The following is an 11,253-nucleotide window of genomic DNA, read 5'->3' as shown; positions in this document are numbered from 1 at the left end:
ACACGGTCGAAAACTTCTTTTCCATCTTCAAGCGCGGCGTGATCGGCACCTACCACCACATGAGCGAAGCGCATCTGCATCGCTACACCGCCGAATTCGATTTCCGCTATAACACTCGCCAGATCAGCGATCGTGAGCGCTCCGACGCCAACTTGGTCGGCATCGCCGGCAAGCGCCTCACCTATCGGCGGATTGATCGGCTCGCAGCCTAACTACTACCGTCCGCTTCCGTTTATCGGAACGCCCCGCAAGCGCTGGACTCGTAACTGACTTAGGTTAGGGTCCACCCTGCTCGGGTTGGGAGGAGTGTAATGGCAAAGAAAAGCAGCGGTGGGGGTTCTAAATCAAGCGGGGCGGGCAAGTCATATCGTAGCGCCGTGACGGGCAAATACGTCAAGGAGGGCTACGCAAAGTCTCACCCAAAAACGACAGTTTCGGAGAGCAAGCCCAAACCTCCCAAGCCCTCAAATAAGGGTTAGACCAGCCACCAAATGAGCGCCCCAAGAAGGGGAGACGTGACGGCGAGAAGGAGGCCAGCTCGGAGGGCCTCCTGATTGCCCCCCATGAAAACTTCGTTCTCATCGATCGCAAATTGAGCATGTTCGGCGGCGCCGCCGATCATGCCAACCAAGTCTTTTTTGCACGCATGATACCATTGCTCCGGCCGACTGCCGGGGATGAAGAAATCGATTGGCCGAGCAGCCCACGCCGAACAAAGCGCGGCGATTAATTGGAAGATCGCCATGGTCAGCAACCCAGCCATCCCATCTACGCTAATCTTGCCCCAGAGCGCTACGGCTGCCGCGAAGGCTGCGGCGGAAAGGGTGGCGAGCATTCCCGCAAGGGTCGTGGCTCTTTGGTCGGACGCAATGGCGCTTTGTAATTGGGCCTGCAAAAACATGTCCCCATGCGCCAGAATCTGTCGAACCATTGGTTCGGACACGCCGGTCCAATCCACGCCTTCATCGGCCATGCTGATCCTCCATTATTTTAGCTTAGCGCGGACGATGCGCTTTACGCCCAGCGGGTCGCCGGATTTACCTGGCTTCTTGGGGGTGATGGGCGGCTTGTGTGGCTTTGGCTTTGTCGCCAGCATCCGCCGCAGCACTTCGTCCTCTCGCTTTTGATCGGTGTCTGACATGGCTTTGTATCCTGAAACCCAGCCCGCGCTCATATCACCCCTTACCGACAAGCAACATGCCCAGCTGGGCCGTATTGCTGTCCTGTGGGGCCACATTGACTTCGTCTTGGACGAGCTGCTTCTAAACGTCCTCAAACTGTCCATCACACAGCGCAAAATGTTCATCGGCGAGAAGCCGATGGGTCCAAAGATGGACCTAATCAAACCCGAGATTTCCAAAATCAAAGACGGCAACGCACGAGATTTAACTCAACGCTTCTACGACCTACTCAATGACACCAAGCGTCTGCGGAACCACGCCTTCCACGGCATTTGGGGTTGGCGCGCCGTGGATCGAGGTAAGAAGGTTGAGGTTTGCGCCAGGCATCCGAAAGAACCCAACAACCCGCTAAAGGCTTCTGATCTTCCCGCCCTGGAGGCGAAACTGTGCCGCGCATCCCATGTAGGATTTGATGCGCTTGCGGCGCTTCGTAAGTGGCCTCCACCCGCAGGCGTCAATCGCTTTTCCCACGGCAAAGCGGGGCCTCCCCCGAAATGGTATGCGCGATGGCTAGAACAACATCCTCTGGTCGATGCCAACTTGGATCATAGCTGGTTAGAAGGCGAATTGCCGCGTCTAATCGATCCGCTGGGATAACCACATCGGTTAGTTGATCTTGGAACGCCGGCCTGTCTTGCTCTGTGTAGGACATCGACGCTGCTTTCTCAAGTATATAAGTGTCAATCCTGTCCTACAGCAACCTATTTGGTTCATAAGCGCCGCCCATTTGAGGAGGCGATGATGGCGGGACGGCTGCAACGGGACATGACGCTGGAGGAATTCGACGCCTGGGCTGCAGCACAGCGCAACGTGTCCGATACGAAAGACGCCGGTGCCGAGGAAGGCGGGCCAAGGGTCAGCCTGGTGCCCCTGCCGAGCAGCGTTCCGGTCGATTTCCTGCCGGACGAGGTGTCGATCGCTGGGCCGACACCCACCGGACTTCACGCCGTCCCTTTCTCCCCGGAACCGAGCCGCAAGGCCGGCGGCTGGAGCGCGGAGCGGCAGAAGCATTTCATCGAATCCCTGGCCGAAACCGGTTCCGTGCACCTCTCGGCCAAATCGGCCGGCCTCTCCGCCCGCAGCGCATATGGCCTCAGGGTTCGCTCGGCCCCGTTCGCTGCCGCCTGGGATGCGGCGCAGCAGCTGGCCGTGGGCCGCCTGTCGGCCTTGGCCTTCGACCGGGCGATTCACGGCGGAATCCAGCAAACATATCGTGACGGGGAGCTAATCGGCGAGAAGCAGGTGCCAAGCGAGCGGCTGTCGATGTGGCTGCTGGCCCGGCTCGATCCCAAGCGCTTTGCCGCACCTTGGGAGCGCCGCAAAGACGACAACAGCGATCCTCAGGCCGAGGCGCAACAGGCGTTCCCGACGATGCTGGAAGTGTTGGAAGATGTGGCTGCCGATTAGCCCTTGGTCACCTTGAACATTGTGAACATTCGCTCGCGATCCTTACCCCTTCGCCGGCAGCACCGAATCCTGCGATGCCACGATTTGCCACTTGCCGTCGCGAAACATCCAGATGTCATGCCAGATGAGCTGGAGGTCGGGCTTGCCGTCGGCGCGCTTCAGCGATTCCTGGCCCTGAGCGATCACCGTGTCGCCGAAATGCCGGTAGTGCACATATTCGAGCTTGCTCGACACAAAAGTGCCGGTCAGCGGCTCGGCCTGGCTCTTGATTTGGTCGGCTTTGTTGCGGGCGCTGCCGTCGGACGAGACACCGGTATAATCGTCGGCGAGGATCCGCTCCATCAGGCCGGGGATCGGCCGGACCGCCTGCGCCGCCCAATCCTCCTCCGCCTTCCACATATAGGCCTCGGACTCCTTGTCGGACGGCCGCTGCGCCGCAGCCACCTCACTGCCCTCGGCGTTGCTGCCGGCCTGCGGCGCGCAGGCCGCCAGCGCCAGTGCCGCGGCGGTCCAGATATATTTGTTCATAATGCCCCCACTCCTGTTCGCCACCGCGACTAGCATGGCTGACCGGCAATACCGACTCCATGGCGGGGCATCCAAAAATGGGGTGTTTGCCGATTAGCTGTTCACGCCCCCCCGTGCTATTGGCTCCCCATCGCACGGACGTCCTGACGTAAGCCTGTGCGGCTGAGAGACCGAACGCGCTCCCGCTTACATGAAGGGAGACGCTAACCCCATGACCAGCAACGACAATCATGTTGACGAGATGGAGCTTGCCCGCCTGGGCATCAAACGCATCCAGGCCGACGTCTTCCTGTGGGGCGAGTATCGCTACAGCAATCTCCGCGACGCCATCGTCGCCGCCAAGCGGGGTGACAAGCAATGAGCCGCGAACTGTTTATTTCGCTCGAAGAGCGCGACGTGGTCAGCCGCTGCCAGGCCGAAAATGTCGGCATCTCCGCGATCGAGAAGCTGCCCGCCGGCGGCACGCGGCTGGTGTGCATGAGCGGCCATGGCGCCTCGGTCATGACGCGCAAGCTCAAGTCACACCTGATCAAGGAAACCGTGATCCGGCAACGGCACCGGCCAACCCGCCCGCTCTGGTGAGCGAGGCGCCGAGCGCAACGTAAGCGGAGCGAAGCGAGCCTCGCTGCGCTCGGTAGCTCAAAGCTGCAGAATATAAGCTCGCGGCGTCCAGCCGGCCCAGACGCTGACCGCCAGCAGGATGATCATCATCGCGATGGTGAACGCCGCGATGCCGATGATCGCGTTGCGCTGGTCGCGCTCGTTGCGCTCCTCGATCGTGATTTCCTTGAGCTTCTGCTGCGGTTGCGGATCGCGGCGGATCTTCGACACGCGCACTTCTCCCGCCGCCAGATCGACGGTCGGCTTGGCACTTTTGAGCGGTCTAGCCATGGCGCAGCAGTCTAAAACGAACCGGTTACTGGTCGGTTAGCGCCGCATTTCGACCCGTTCCTGGGCGGCGGTCTCAAGATGCGCCATGTCGAGCGGCATTTCCTCGCTTGCGGCGAGCAGCGACGCCATGCGCACCGCCCGTAATATCTCGGCGCCGGACAATTCATGCCTGGCGATCTGGGCGAGGTCGATCTTCTCCGCTTTGTCGAGCTTCACCGCGCCCAGCAGCCTGCCCCAGATCGCCGCCCGCGCCGCCGCGTCCGGCCTGGGGAAGTCGACCAGCACATCGATCCGCCCAAGAATGGCCTGGTCGAAACCGTCGCGCCGGTTGCTGGCGAGGATCGCCAGTCCGGAAAAGGACTCCAGCCGTTGCAGCAGGTAAGCAACTTCGAGATTGGCATAGCGGTCGTGGGCGTCGCTGACCTGGGTGCGCTTGGCCATCAGCGCGTCAGCCTCGTCGAACATCAGGATCGCGCCCGCCTCCTCGGCCGCCTTGAAGGCCCGATCGAGGTTCTTCTCCGTCTCGCCGATATATTGGCTGACCACCCGGCCGAGGTCGATGCGGTAGAGCTCGAGCCCGGCCGACTTGGCGAGTGCCACCGCGGCCATGGTCTTGCCGGTGCCGCTGTCGCCGCGGAACAGGGCGCGCAAGCCGCCGTCGACATAGCGGCTGAGACCCCAGTCGCGGAAAATGAAGGGCGGCTGGCTCAGCCACCTCGCGATCCAGCCGAGCCTCTTCTCGGTTTCGGTCGGTAGGACCAATTCTTCGGGATCGGTGTCGATCGCGATCCGGCGCACGCCGAGCGAGCCCAATTGCTGTTCGTCGATCAGGTTGGCCATCGGTAGTGCCCCCGCTTGGTCCGTCCCGCTTTTGCTTTAGTGGAAGTCGGACGAGAGGGGAAATGGATGACCGACCACGAAGCCATCGGCGCCGTCATCGACGAGATGTACGACATGATCTCGGGGCCTGCGGGGCCGCGCGACTGGAGCCGGCAGGCCAATTGCTTTCTTCCCGAAGCGCGGCAGGTCAGGACCTGGGTCAACGAAAGCGGCAATCCCCAGATGCTGGCGATGGGCCTCGCCGAATATCGGGAAAACACTACGCCCTTTTTCGCCGCGAACCCCTTCTACGAGGTCGAGACCGAGCGGCGAATCGACCTGTTCGGCAACATCGCCCAAGTCTGGAGCCACTATGAGGCGCGGACCTCGCCCGACGCCGCCGACGTAGAACGCCGTGGCATCAACTCGATCCAGCTCTTCCGCCATCCGGAGATGGGGTGGAGGATAGTTGCAATGCTGTGGGACAATGAAAGGAACCAGTGACCTGCGGGGCAGGTCACGTTCATTTCATCGGGACTAGATCAGCGCCCAGCCGATCGCCGCGAATCCGAGCAATATTGCGCCAGCTACCGCCGCCCTGAAACGCAACTTGCGCTGCTGCTTCATCTGCTCCAGCCGCCGCACGAACGACGGCCGTACCGCCTGGGCAAGCCCTTTCAGGCGCTTGCTCGCGGCGGTCCTCCAGCCCGGCCGGTTGCGGCGGCGGAATCGCAAAATCTTGCTCACGGGTGCGAACCTGTCACCGGACGGTCACGGACGCAATCGGCTAGGCCGCAACGGCCCCAACTGGCACAGCCGGCCGCTGCTTGCCCCGGTTCCATCCCGCCCAGGCGGTCAGGGCGCCGGCCCCGAACCCGCTCAGCCACACCCCCCAGCTCGGTGTGGTGCCGATCAGGAACAGGATCGGCTTCAGCGCGGACCAGTCGCCCAGCAACAGCATGGTGATCATCTGCGCGACGATGAATCCCGCCGCGACCATGAATGGAAGCGCCTTGTTGCGATATTTCCAGCAGACGGCGAGGATGAACATCAGCTCCAGCGCCATCGAGAATTCGATCGAGGTCAGGATCAGGCCGAAATCCTCCGGCCCCCTTATGGTGAAGCCCGGGGCGCCCATGTTGAGGATCCGGCTGAACGGCGATTCGAACAGGAATAGCGGCGTCACCAGCATATAGCCGCTATGGAGCCAAACCTTCCGCCGGTGTTTGAGCGCCCGGTAGTAGAAAGTCAGGTAGGCGGCGATGGCGATTGCCATGCCGATCAGGAAGGATCCGGCGAACATCACGCGCACCGGATCATTGGCCTCGACATAACCCTTGGCGGTGACGTCGATGATCCCGGCGAAACCCGCGATCAGGAAAGGAAACAGCAACAGGCTGACCTTGCCGACCGTGCGGTGCAGCGGCAGCCGGTCCTTGTGCACCGCGATGCTCTGGAGCAGCACCAACGACACCCACAGAGTGGCGGCGACGCCATGGGCGTGGAACTGCCACGGCACCTCGGTCCATTTGGCGAAATAGCTCGGCCAGAAGCCGACGGCGATCACCGCCAGCACGAACAGGACATAATAAGGCGCGCGGCGATACGGCATGAGCAAATTCTCTCCCGGCGCGTGCCATAGCATGAAAGCCGCGTTGACGAGCAGCCCGGCGAGGAACATTCTCGACGGATCCACCATCGAGCAAAGGGGTTCGCCATGAAGCGTGGATTCATCCTGGCCGCCGCCGTTGTCGCCGCCGTGGCTGTTCCGGCCCTGGCCCAATTCACCGTCGCCACGCCGCCAGCGCCGCAAGCGCCCGAGCTGCAGCAGGTCCAGCAGGTCCAGCAGGTCCAGTCGCCGACGATGACGGTGGACCTGTCGGCCGATTACGGCTCGAAGCCGATTACTTTCGATCCGGCCAACGACCCTGACCGCGCCCGGGCGCTGATCCAGCAGCTGCGCAAGGACAAGCTCGCGCTCCGCAACCAATATATGACGACGCTCGCCCAATATCAGGAGGTGCTGGCGCGGATCGACGAGATGACCCGCATGGGCGGGTCGCTGGTCACTGCCCATTGTGAGGGCTTGATGTCGGTCAACACCGCCGGAGCGTCGGAAAATTGCGCGGCGAGCGGCTATACCTGCGGCTCGGTCAGCGGCCTCTGCCACCGCCAGTGCAACGTCACTAGCGAATGCGCGCCGTCCTTCGTCTGCGACACCGGCGAACACCGCTGCGTGGTGCCGGCGCCTGCCGACGACGGTTAGCTCTAGCCGATCTGCGTCACCACGAAGGCATAGGCCTCGGCCAGCTCGTGCAGGCTGTTCCAGCGGCCTGACTTGCCGCCGTGGCCTGCACCCATGTTGATCTTCAAGAGCAGCAGATGGTCGTCGATTTTCGTGGCGCGAAGGCGCGCCGCCCATTTGGCCGGCTCCCAGTAAGTGACGCGCGGGTCGGTCAGCCCGCCGGTGATCAGCAGCGCCGGATAGGGCTTGGCCTCGACATTGTCGTAGGGGCTGTAGCTCCTGATCAGGTCAAACGCGGCCTTGTCGGTGATCGGATTACCCCATTCGGTCCACTCGCCCGGCGTCAGCGGCAGCGTGTCGTCGAGCATGGTGTTCAGGACATCGACAAACGGCACGTCGGCGACCACGGCGCCATAAAGCTCGCCGGCCTGGTTGACCGCTGCGCCCATCAGCTCGCCGCCGGCCGATCCGCCATGCGCCGCGACCCGGCCGGCCCTGGCATAGCCCTCGGCGATCAGCCCCCTGGTGACGTCGACGAAATCGTTGAACGCGTTGTTCCGGGCCTTGAGCTTGCCGTCGAGGAACCATTGGTAGCCAAGGTCGTCGCCGCCACGGATATGGGCGATGGCATAGGCATAGCCGCGATCGACCAGGCTGAGGCGCGAGGTCGAGAAGCTCGGCGGAATGGCGAGGCCGTAAGCGCCATAGCCATAGACGAACAGCTTGCCGCTGCCGTCCTTGGCGAATTCCTTGCGGCGCAGCACCGACACCGGGACCTTCGCCCCGTCGCGCGCGGTCACCGTCACCCGCTCCGTGACATATTGGCCGGCATCATAGCCCGACGGGATTTCCTGGACCTTGCGCACTTCCAGCCGCTTGTCGGCGGGGTGATAGTCATAGACCGTCGCAGGGGTGACCATTGACGAATAAGCCAGGCGATAGCTGTCGGGCGCAAATTCGGGATTGCCGGTGAAGCTGGCGCTGTAGCTCGCCTCGGCGAACGGCACCCGCTCCGTTGCGCCGCTGGCGTAGTCGCGCAGCAGCAGCTGGTCGAGGCCGTCGACCCGCGCCGCGATCAACAAATGATCGCGGTGGCTGGTGATGCCGCGCAAATAGGTGCGGTCGCTGCCCGCCACCAGCTCGCTCCACTCTCCGGGCTTGGCCGGATCGGCGGTGGCGATGCTGAAATTGACGTGATGGTCGTTGGTCAGGATCCACAGCGTCCCATGCGCCGCGTCGGCGTCATATTGGAGTTCTGGCGCGCGCGGGCGGATCATGGTGAGCGGCGCGGTCGGGTTGTTTGCGGGAACGAAACGGATCTCGCTCGATGAATTATTGCCGGTCGAAATGAAGATCAGGCTGTCGTCGGTCGACCGCGCCGCCCCGACCGAGAAGGCAATGTCCTCCTTTTCCTCATAGATGGTCACCGCCAGGGCCGGATCGTCGCCGATGCGGTGATAGCGGGCGCGATAGCTGCGCCATTGGTCATTGACCTCGGTGAACACCAGTCCGGCGGAGTCGCTGGTCCATACCGGGTTGCCGATGCCGACTTTGGTCACCGTCTCCAGATCGTTTCCGGTGGCGAGGTCGCGGACCACCAGCTTGAACCGCTCCGATCCGTCGTCATCGGCCAAGGTCGCCAGCAACCTGCCGTCGGGGCTGACCGCGAAGGCGCCGAGGCGGTAATATTCCTTGCCCTCGGCCTCGGCATTCTCGCTGTAGATCAACGCCTCTTCGCCGCCGCCGACAGGTCTGCGATACCAGTCGCGATATTGAGTGCCTTCCTTGAACGCCGACCAGTAGAGCCAGTCGCCATCCTTGATCGGGACCGAGGCGTCGTCTTCCTTGATCCGTCCCTTCATCTCCTGGAACAGGCTTTCGACCAGCCCCTCGTGCGGCTTCATCGCCGCGTCGAAATAGGCATTCTCGGCCTTGAGGTAGCCAAGCACCTCCTGGTCATCGACTTCAGGATAGTTGGGATCGCGCAGCCAATGCCATGGATCGTCCCACGTCACGCCATGCGCTTCGTTCACATGCGACTTGCGGGCGGCGATCGGTGGATTTTCGGGGGTCATCGGGCTTCCTGAGGCAAGACAAAGCGACTATCTGCCTTCCTCATACAAAGAGCCGGAAAGATTGCCATGTCCTCTTATGCCGACCGCCTTGCCGCCCTCCGCCAGCAGCTGAAGGAGGATCGTCTCGACGGGTTCGTCGTCCCGCTGACCGACGAGCATATGAGCGAATATGTCGGCAGCTATGCGCAGCGGCTGGCCTGGCTGACCGGCTTCAAGGGCTCGGCCGGATCGGCCGTCGTGCTGCCCGAGGAAGCGGCGATGTTCACCGACGGGCGCTACACCATCCAGGTCCGCCAGCAGGTCTCGCCAACCGAATGGAGCTACCAGTCGGTCCCCGAAACCAGCATTTCGCAATGGCTCAAAGAGAAGGCGCCGGAGGGAGCCAAGATCGGCTACGACCCCTGGCTGCACACCGCCGACTGGGTCAAGCAGGCGACCGCGCAGCTGGCGGCCAAGGGTGCCGAGCTGGTTGCGGTGAAGCGCAACCCGATCGACGCGGTGTGGGCCGACCGGCCCGAGCCGTCCAAGGCTCGGCTGGCGGTCCAGTCGGACGAATATGCCGGCAAGAATTCGGCCGAAAAGCGCCATGAAATGGCCGACTGGCTGCATCAGGAGGGCGCCGATGCGGCGGTGCTGGCGGCGCTCGATTCGATCGCCTGGACGTTCAACGTCCGCGGCCAGGACGTCACCCATACGCCGGTCGCGCTGGCCTTCGCTGTGGTCAATGGTGACGGCACCGCCGACCTGTTCGTCGAAGGCCAGAAGGTTGGCGACGATGTCCGCGCCCACCTCGGCAATGGCGTGCGCTTACACGAACGCGAGGATTTCGAGACGTTCCTTCGCTCGCTGAGCGGCAAGCTGGTGGCGGTCGATCCGGAGAGGTCGGTCGCGGCGATCAGCCAGGCGCTGAATGAAGGCGGCGCGAGGATCCTCAGCCGCCGCGACCCGGCGGTGCTGCCCAAGGCAATCAAGAACGCGGTCGAAGTCGCCGGGCACCATGCGGCGCAAGCGCGCGACGGGGCGGCGGTGTCGCGTTTCCTGCGCTGGATCGAGGAAGAGGCTCCCAAGGGCGAGCTCGACGAAATCATCGCCCAGGATAAGCTGTTCAGCCTGCGGCAGGACCTCGGCAGCCTCAAGGATCTGAGCTTCGACACGATTTCGGCATTCGGGCCGAACGGCGCCCTGCCACATTACAAGGGTACCGAGGAATCCAATCTGCCGTTCACTGCCGGCACCCTCTATCTGGTCGACAGCGGTGGCCAGTATCAGGACGGCACGACCGACATCACCCGCACCGTGCCGATCGGCGAGCCGACCGCCGAGATGATCGATCGCAACACGCGCGTGCTGCAGGGTCATATCGCGATTGCCACCGCGCTCTTCCCCAAAGGCACGCGCGGGTCGCAACTCGACAGTTTCGCCCGCCGGCCGCTGTGGGAAATCGGTTGCGACTATGCCCATGGCACCGGCCATGGCGTCGGCGCATTCCTCGCCGTGCATGAGGGACCACAGCGCATCTCGCCGGTCGGCAGCTCGCAATCGGGCGGAGACGAGCCGCTGCAGGCCGGAATGATCATTTCCAACGAGCCCGGTTACTACAAGCAGGGCGAGTATGGCATCCGCATCGAGAATCTGGTGCTGGTCGTCGACAAGGGCCAGGGCGCGGACAAGGAACTGCTCGGCTTCGAAACGCTGACCTTCGTTCCAATCGAGAAGCGACTGATCGACGACACGATGCTGTCGGACAAGGAGCTCGACTGGCTCAACAACTATCATGCCGAGGTGCTGGCCAAGATCGGCCCGCAGCTTGAGGGGGAGGACAAGGCATGGCTCGAAAGGCAATGCGCGCCGCTAAGCCGCTAGGCCTGGTGGCGCTCGGCTGGGCGCTGGCCTGCCTCTATATATTGGGTCCGCGCGTCGCGCTCAATCGCGCGCTCGATACCGGTTATTCCTTGGCCGCCTGGGTCGGATCCTTGTTCGGCTGAGCGTCGCGGGCTTGCGCTTTCCGGCGCTTTAAGTTCTCGCGCAGCGCCGCCGCCAGCCGCTCGGCCTTGTCGTCCTTGCCCTTGGTCATGGCAGTGTGGGCTAATATTCGCGGGTAGCCGGC

At 63.0% G+C, this 11,253-nt stretch carries 17 protein-coding genes; 8 read left to right on the top strand and 9 right to left on the bottom strand.

Annotated features, from left to right (window positions below; translation table 11 throughout):
- A partial coding sequence (locus Q0C64_RS07180) for a transposase (RefSeq protein ID WP_294122090.1) occupies positions 1–212 on the top strand: 212 nt, incomplete at its 5' end.
- A gap of 263 nt (positions 213–475) precedes the next feature.
- Here Q0C64_RS07180 and Q0C64_RS07175 read toward each other — a convergent pair.
- Positions 476–973 (bottom strand): hypothetical protein, encoded by a 498-nt coding sequence (locus Q0C64_RS07175; RefSeq protein WP_294122088.1) that lies wholly within the window; start codon positions 971–973, stop codon positions 476–478.
- A 12-nt stretch (positions 974–985) separates the two neighbouring features.
- Positions 986–1,141 carry a hypothetical protein gene (locus Q0C64_RS07170; protein WP_294122086.1) on the bottom strand — a complete coding sequence of 52 codons (156 nt, stop codon included), beginning with the start codon at positions 1,139–1,141 and terminating at the stop codon, positions 986–988.
- On the opposite strand from Q0C64_RS07170, the gene Q0C64_RS07165 reads away from it, so the two are divergent.
- Both Q0C64_RS07165 and Q0C64_RS07160 read left to right on the top strand, forming a co-directional pair.
- Complete coding sequence (locus Q0C64_RS07165) at positions 1,140–1,778, top strand: hypothetical protein (protein WP_294122084.1); 639 nt, start codon at positions 1,140–1,142, stop codon at positions 1,776–1,778. The two genes, Q0C64_RS07170 and Q0C64_RS07165, sit on opposite strands and share 2 nt — an antisense overlap.
- Before the next feature lie 144 nt (positions 1,779–1,922).
- Positions 1,923–2,588 carry a hypothetical protein gene (locus tag Q0C64_RS07160; protein ID WP_294122082.1) on the top strand — a complete coding sequence of 222 codons (666 nt, stop codon included), beginning with the start codon at positions 1,923–1,925 and terminating at the stop codon, positions 2,586–2,588.
- Between the two features lie 42 nt (positions 2,589–2,630).
- Here the strand turns inward: Q0C64_RS07160 and Q0C64_RS07155 are convergent, their stop codons facing one another.
- Complete coding sequence (locus Q0C64_RS07155; protein ID WP_294122080.1) at positions 2,631–3,116, bottom strand: nuclear transport factor 2 family protein; 486 nt, start codon at positions 3,114–3,116, stop codon at positions 2,631–2,633.
- 211 nt (positions 3,117–3,327) lie between these two features.
- On the opposite strand from Q0C64_RS07155, the gene Q0C64_RS07150 reads away from it, so the two are divergent.
- Together Q0C64_RS07150 and Q0C64_RS07145 are read left to right on the top strand one after the other, a co-directional pair.
- Positions 3,328–3,477: a hypothetical protein gene (locus tag Q0C64_RS07150; protein ID WP_294122077.1), complete on the top strand. Its 150-nt coding sequence runs from the start codon at positions 3,328–3,330 to the stop codon at positions 3,475–3,477.
- On the top strand, positions 3,474–3,698 hold the full coding sequence (locus Q0C64_RS07145) for a hypothetical protein (RefSeq protein WP_294122075.1): 225 nt from the start codon (positions 3,474–3,476) through the stop codon (positions 3,696–3,698). Before Q0C64_RS07150 ends, Q0C64_RS07145 begins: the two co-directional genes overlap by 4 nt.
- 57 nt (positions 3,699–3,755) lie before the next feature.
- Here Q0C64_RS07145 and Q0C64_RS07140 read toward each other — a convergent pair whose 3' ends face one another.
- The gene (locus tag Q0C64_RS07140) at positions 3,756–4,007 is read right to left on the bottom strand and encodes a hypothetical protein (RefSeq protein WP_294122055.1); all 252 of its coding nucleotides are present in this window, start codon (positions 4,005–4,007) and stop codon (positions 3,756–3,758) included.
- A gap of 36 nt (positions 4,008–4,043) precedes the next feature.
- Positions 4,044–4,847 carry an ATP-binding protein gene (locus Q0C64_RS07135; RefSeq protein WP_294122053.1) on the bottom strand — a complete coding sequence of 268 codons (804 nt, stop codon included), beginning with the start codon at positions 4,845–4,847 and terminating at the stop codon, positions 4,044–4,046.
- Between the two features lie 66 nt (positions 4,848–4,913).
- Between Q0C64_RS07135 and Q0C64_RS07130 the strand changes: the two genes are divergently transcribed.
- On the top strand, positions 4,914–5,330 hold the full coding sequence (locus Q0C64_RS07130) for a hypothetical protein (protein WP_294122051.1): 417 nt from the start codon (positions 4,914–4,916) through the stop codon (positions 5,328–5,330).
- Positions 5,331–5,363: 33 nt separating this feature from the next.
- On the opposite strand, the gene Q0C64_RS07125 is transcribed toward Q0C64_RS07130, so the two are convergent.
- Positions 5,364–5,573, bottom strand: a complete 210-nt coding sequence (locus Q0C64_RS07125) for a hypothetical protein (protein WP_294122049.1) — start codon at positions 5,571–5,573, stop codon at positions 5,364–5,366.
- Positions 5,574–5,613: 40 nt separating this feature from the next.
- Complete coding sequence (locus Q0C64_RS07120) at positions 5,614–6,507, bottom strand: hypothetical protein (protein ID WP_294122047.1); 894 nt, start codon at positions 6,505–6,507, stop codon at positions 5,614–5,616.
- Positions 6,508–6,543: 36 nt separating this feature from the next.
- On the opposite strand from Q0C64_RS07120, the gene Q0C64_RS07115 reads away from it, so the two are divergent.
- Positions 6,544–7,092, top strand: coding sequence for a hypothetical protein (locus Q0C64_RS07115; protein ID WP_294122045.1), 549 nt, complete (start codon positions 6,544–6,546; stop codon positions 7,090–7,092).
- A 2-nt stretch (positions 7,093–7,094) separates the two neighbouring features.
- Here Q0C64_RS07115 and Q0C64_RS07110 read toward each other — a convergent pair whose 3' ends face one another.
- Entirely contained in the window at positions 7,095–9,146 is a 2,052-nt protein-coding gene (locus Q0C64_RS07110) for a S9 family peptidase (protein WP_294122044.1), read from the bottom strand.
- A gap of 66 nt (positions 9,147–9,212) precedes the next feature.
- Here Q0C64_RS07110 and Q0C64_RS07105 point away from each other — a divergent pair, with 66 nt between their 5' ends.
- Positions 9,213–11,009 carry an aminopeptidase P family protein gene (locus Q0C64_RS07105; protein WP_294122031.1) on the top strand — a complete coding sequence of 599 codons (1,797 nt, stop codon included), beginning with the start codon at positions 9,213–9,215 and terminating at the stop codon, positions 11,007–11,009.
- Between the two features lie 82 nt (positions 11,010–11,091).
- Here the strand turns inward: Q0C64_RS07105 and Q0C64_RS07100 are convergent, their stop codons facing one another.
- Complete coding sequence (locus tag Q0C64_RS07100; RefSeq protein WP_294122030.1) at positions 11,092–11,220, bottom strand: hypothetical protein; 129 nt, start codon at positions 11,218–11,220, stop codon at positions 11,092–11,094.
- Positions 11,221–11,253 lie beyond the last annotated feature (33 nt).

Origin of the sequence: Sphingomonas sp. (genome assembly GCF_023266535.1) — a bacterium.
In the GTDB taxonomy this organism is placed as follows: domain Bacteria; phylum Pseudomonadota; class Alphaproteobacteria; order Sphingomonadales; family Sphingomonadaceae; genus Sphingomicrobium.
This window is presented reverse-complemented; position numbering and strand designations above follow the sequence as displayed.

Bases quoted from the DNA above. Each gene is read 5' to 3' on its own strand.
- Q0C64_RS07170 (WP_294122086.1), bottom strand. From the start codon at position 1,141: ATGTCAGACACCGATCAAAAGCGAGAGGACGAAGTGCTGCGGCGGATG.
- Q0C64_RS07135 (WP_294122053.1), bottom strand. From the start codon at position 4,847: ATGGCCAACCTGATCGACGAACAGCAATTGGGCTCGCTCGGCGTGCGC.
- Q0C64_RS07175 (WP_294122088.1), bottom strand. From the start codon at position 973: ATGGCCGATGAAGGCGTGGATTGGACCGGCGTGTCCGAACCAATGGTT.
- Q0C64_RS07150 (WP_294122077.1), top strand. From the start codon at position 3,328: ATGACCAGCAACGACAATCATGTTGACGAGATGGAGCTTGCCCGCCTG.
- Q0C64_RS07110 (WP_294122044.1), bottom strand. From the start codon at position 9,146: ATGACCCCCGAAAATCCACCGATCGCCGCCCGCAAGTCGCATGTGAAC.
- Q0C64_RS07120 (WP_294122047.1), bottom strand. From the start codon at position 6,507: ATGTTCCTCGCCGGGCTGCTCGTCAACGCGGCTTTCATGCTATGGCAC.
- Q0C64_RS07140 (WP_294122055.1), bottom strand. From the start codon at position 4,007: ATGGCTAGACCGCTCAAAAGTGCCAAGCCGACCGTCGATCTGGCGGCG.
- Q0C64_RS07155 (WP_294122080.1), bottom strand. From the start codon at position 3,116: ATGAACAAATATATCTGGACCGCCGCGGCACTGGCGCTGGCGGCCTGC.
- Q0C64_RS07105 (WP_294122031.1), top strand. From the start codon at position 9,213: ATGTCCTCTTATGCCGACCGCCTTGCCGCCCTCCGCCAGCAGCTGAAG.
- Q0C64_RS07165 (WP_294122084.1), top strand. From the start codon at position 1,140: ATGGCTTTGTATCCTGAAACCCAGCCCGCGCTCATATCACCCCTTACC.
- Q0C64_RS07115 (WP_294122045.1), top strand. From the start codon at position 6,544: ATGAAGCGTGGATTCATCCTGGCCGCCGCCGTTGTCGCCGCCGTGGCT.
- Q0C64_RS07160 (WP_294122082.1), top strand. From the start codon at position 1,923: ATGGCGGGACGGCTGCAACGGGACATGACGCTGGAGGAATTCGACGCC.
- Q0C64_RS07130 (WP_294122051.1), top strand. From the start codon at position 4,914: ATGACCGACCACGAAGCCATCGGCGCCGTCATCGACGAGATGTACGAC.
- Q0C64_RS07100 (WP_294122030.1), bottom strand. From the start codon at position 11,220: ATGACCAAGGGCAAGGACGACAAGGCCGAGCGGCTGGCGGCGGCGCTG.
- Q0C64_RS07145 (WP_294122075.1), top strand. From the start codon at position 3,474: ATGAGCCGCGAACTGTTTATTTCGCTCGAAGAGCGCGACGTGGTCAGC.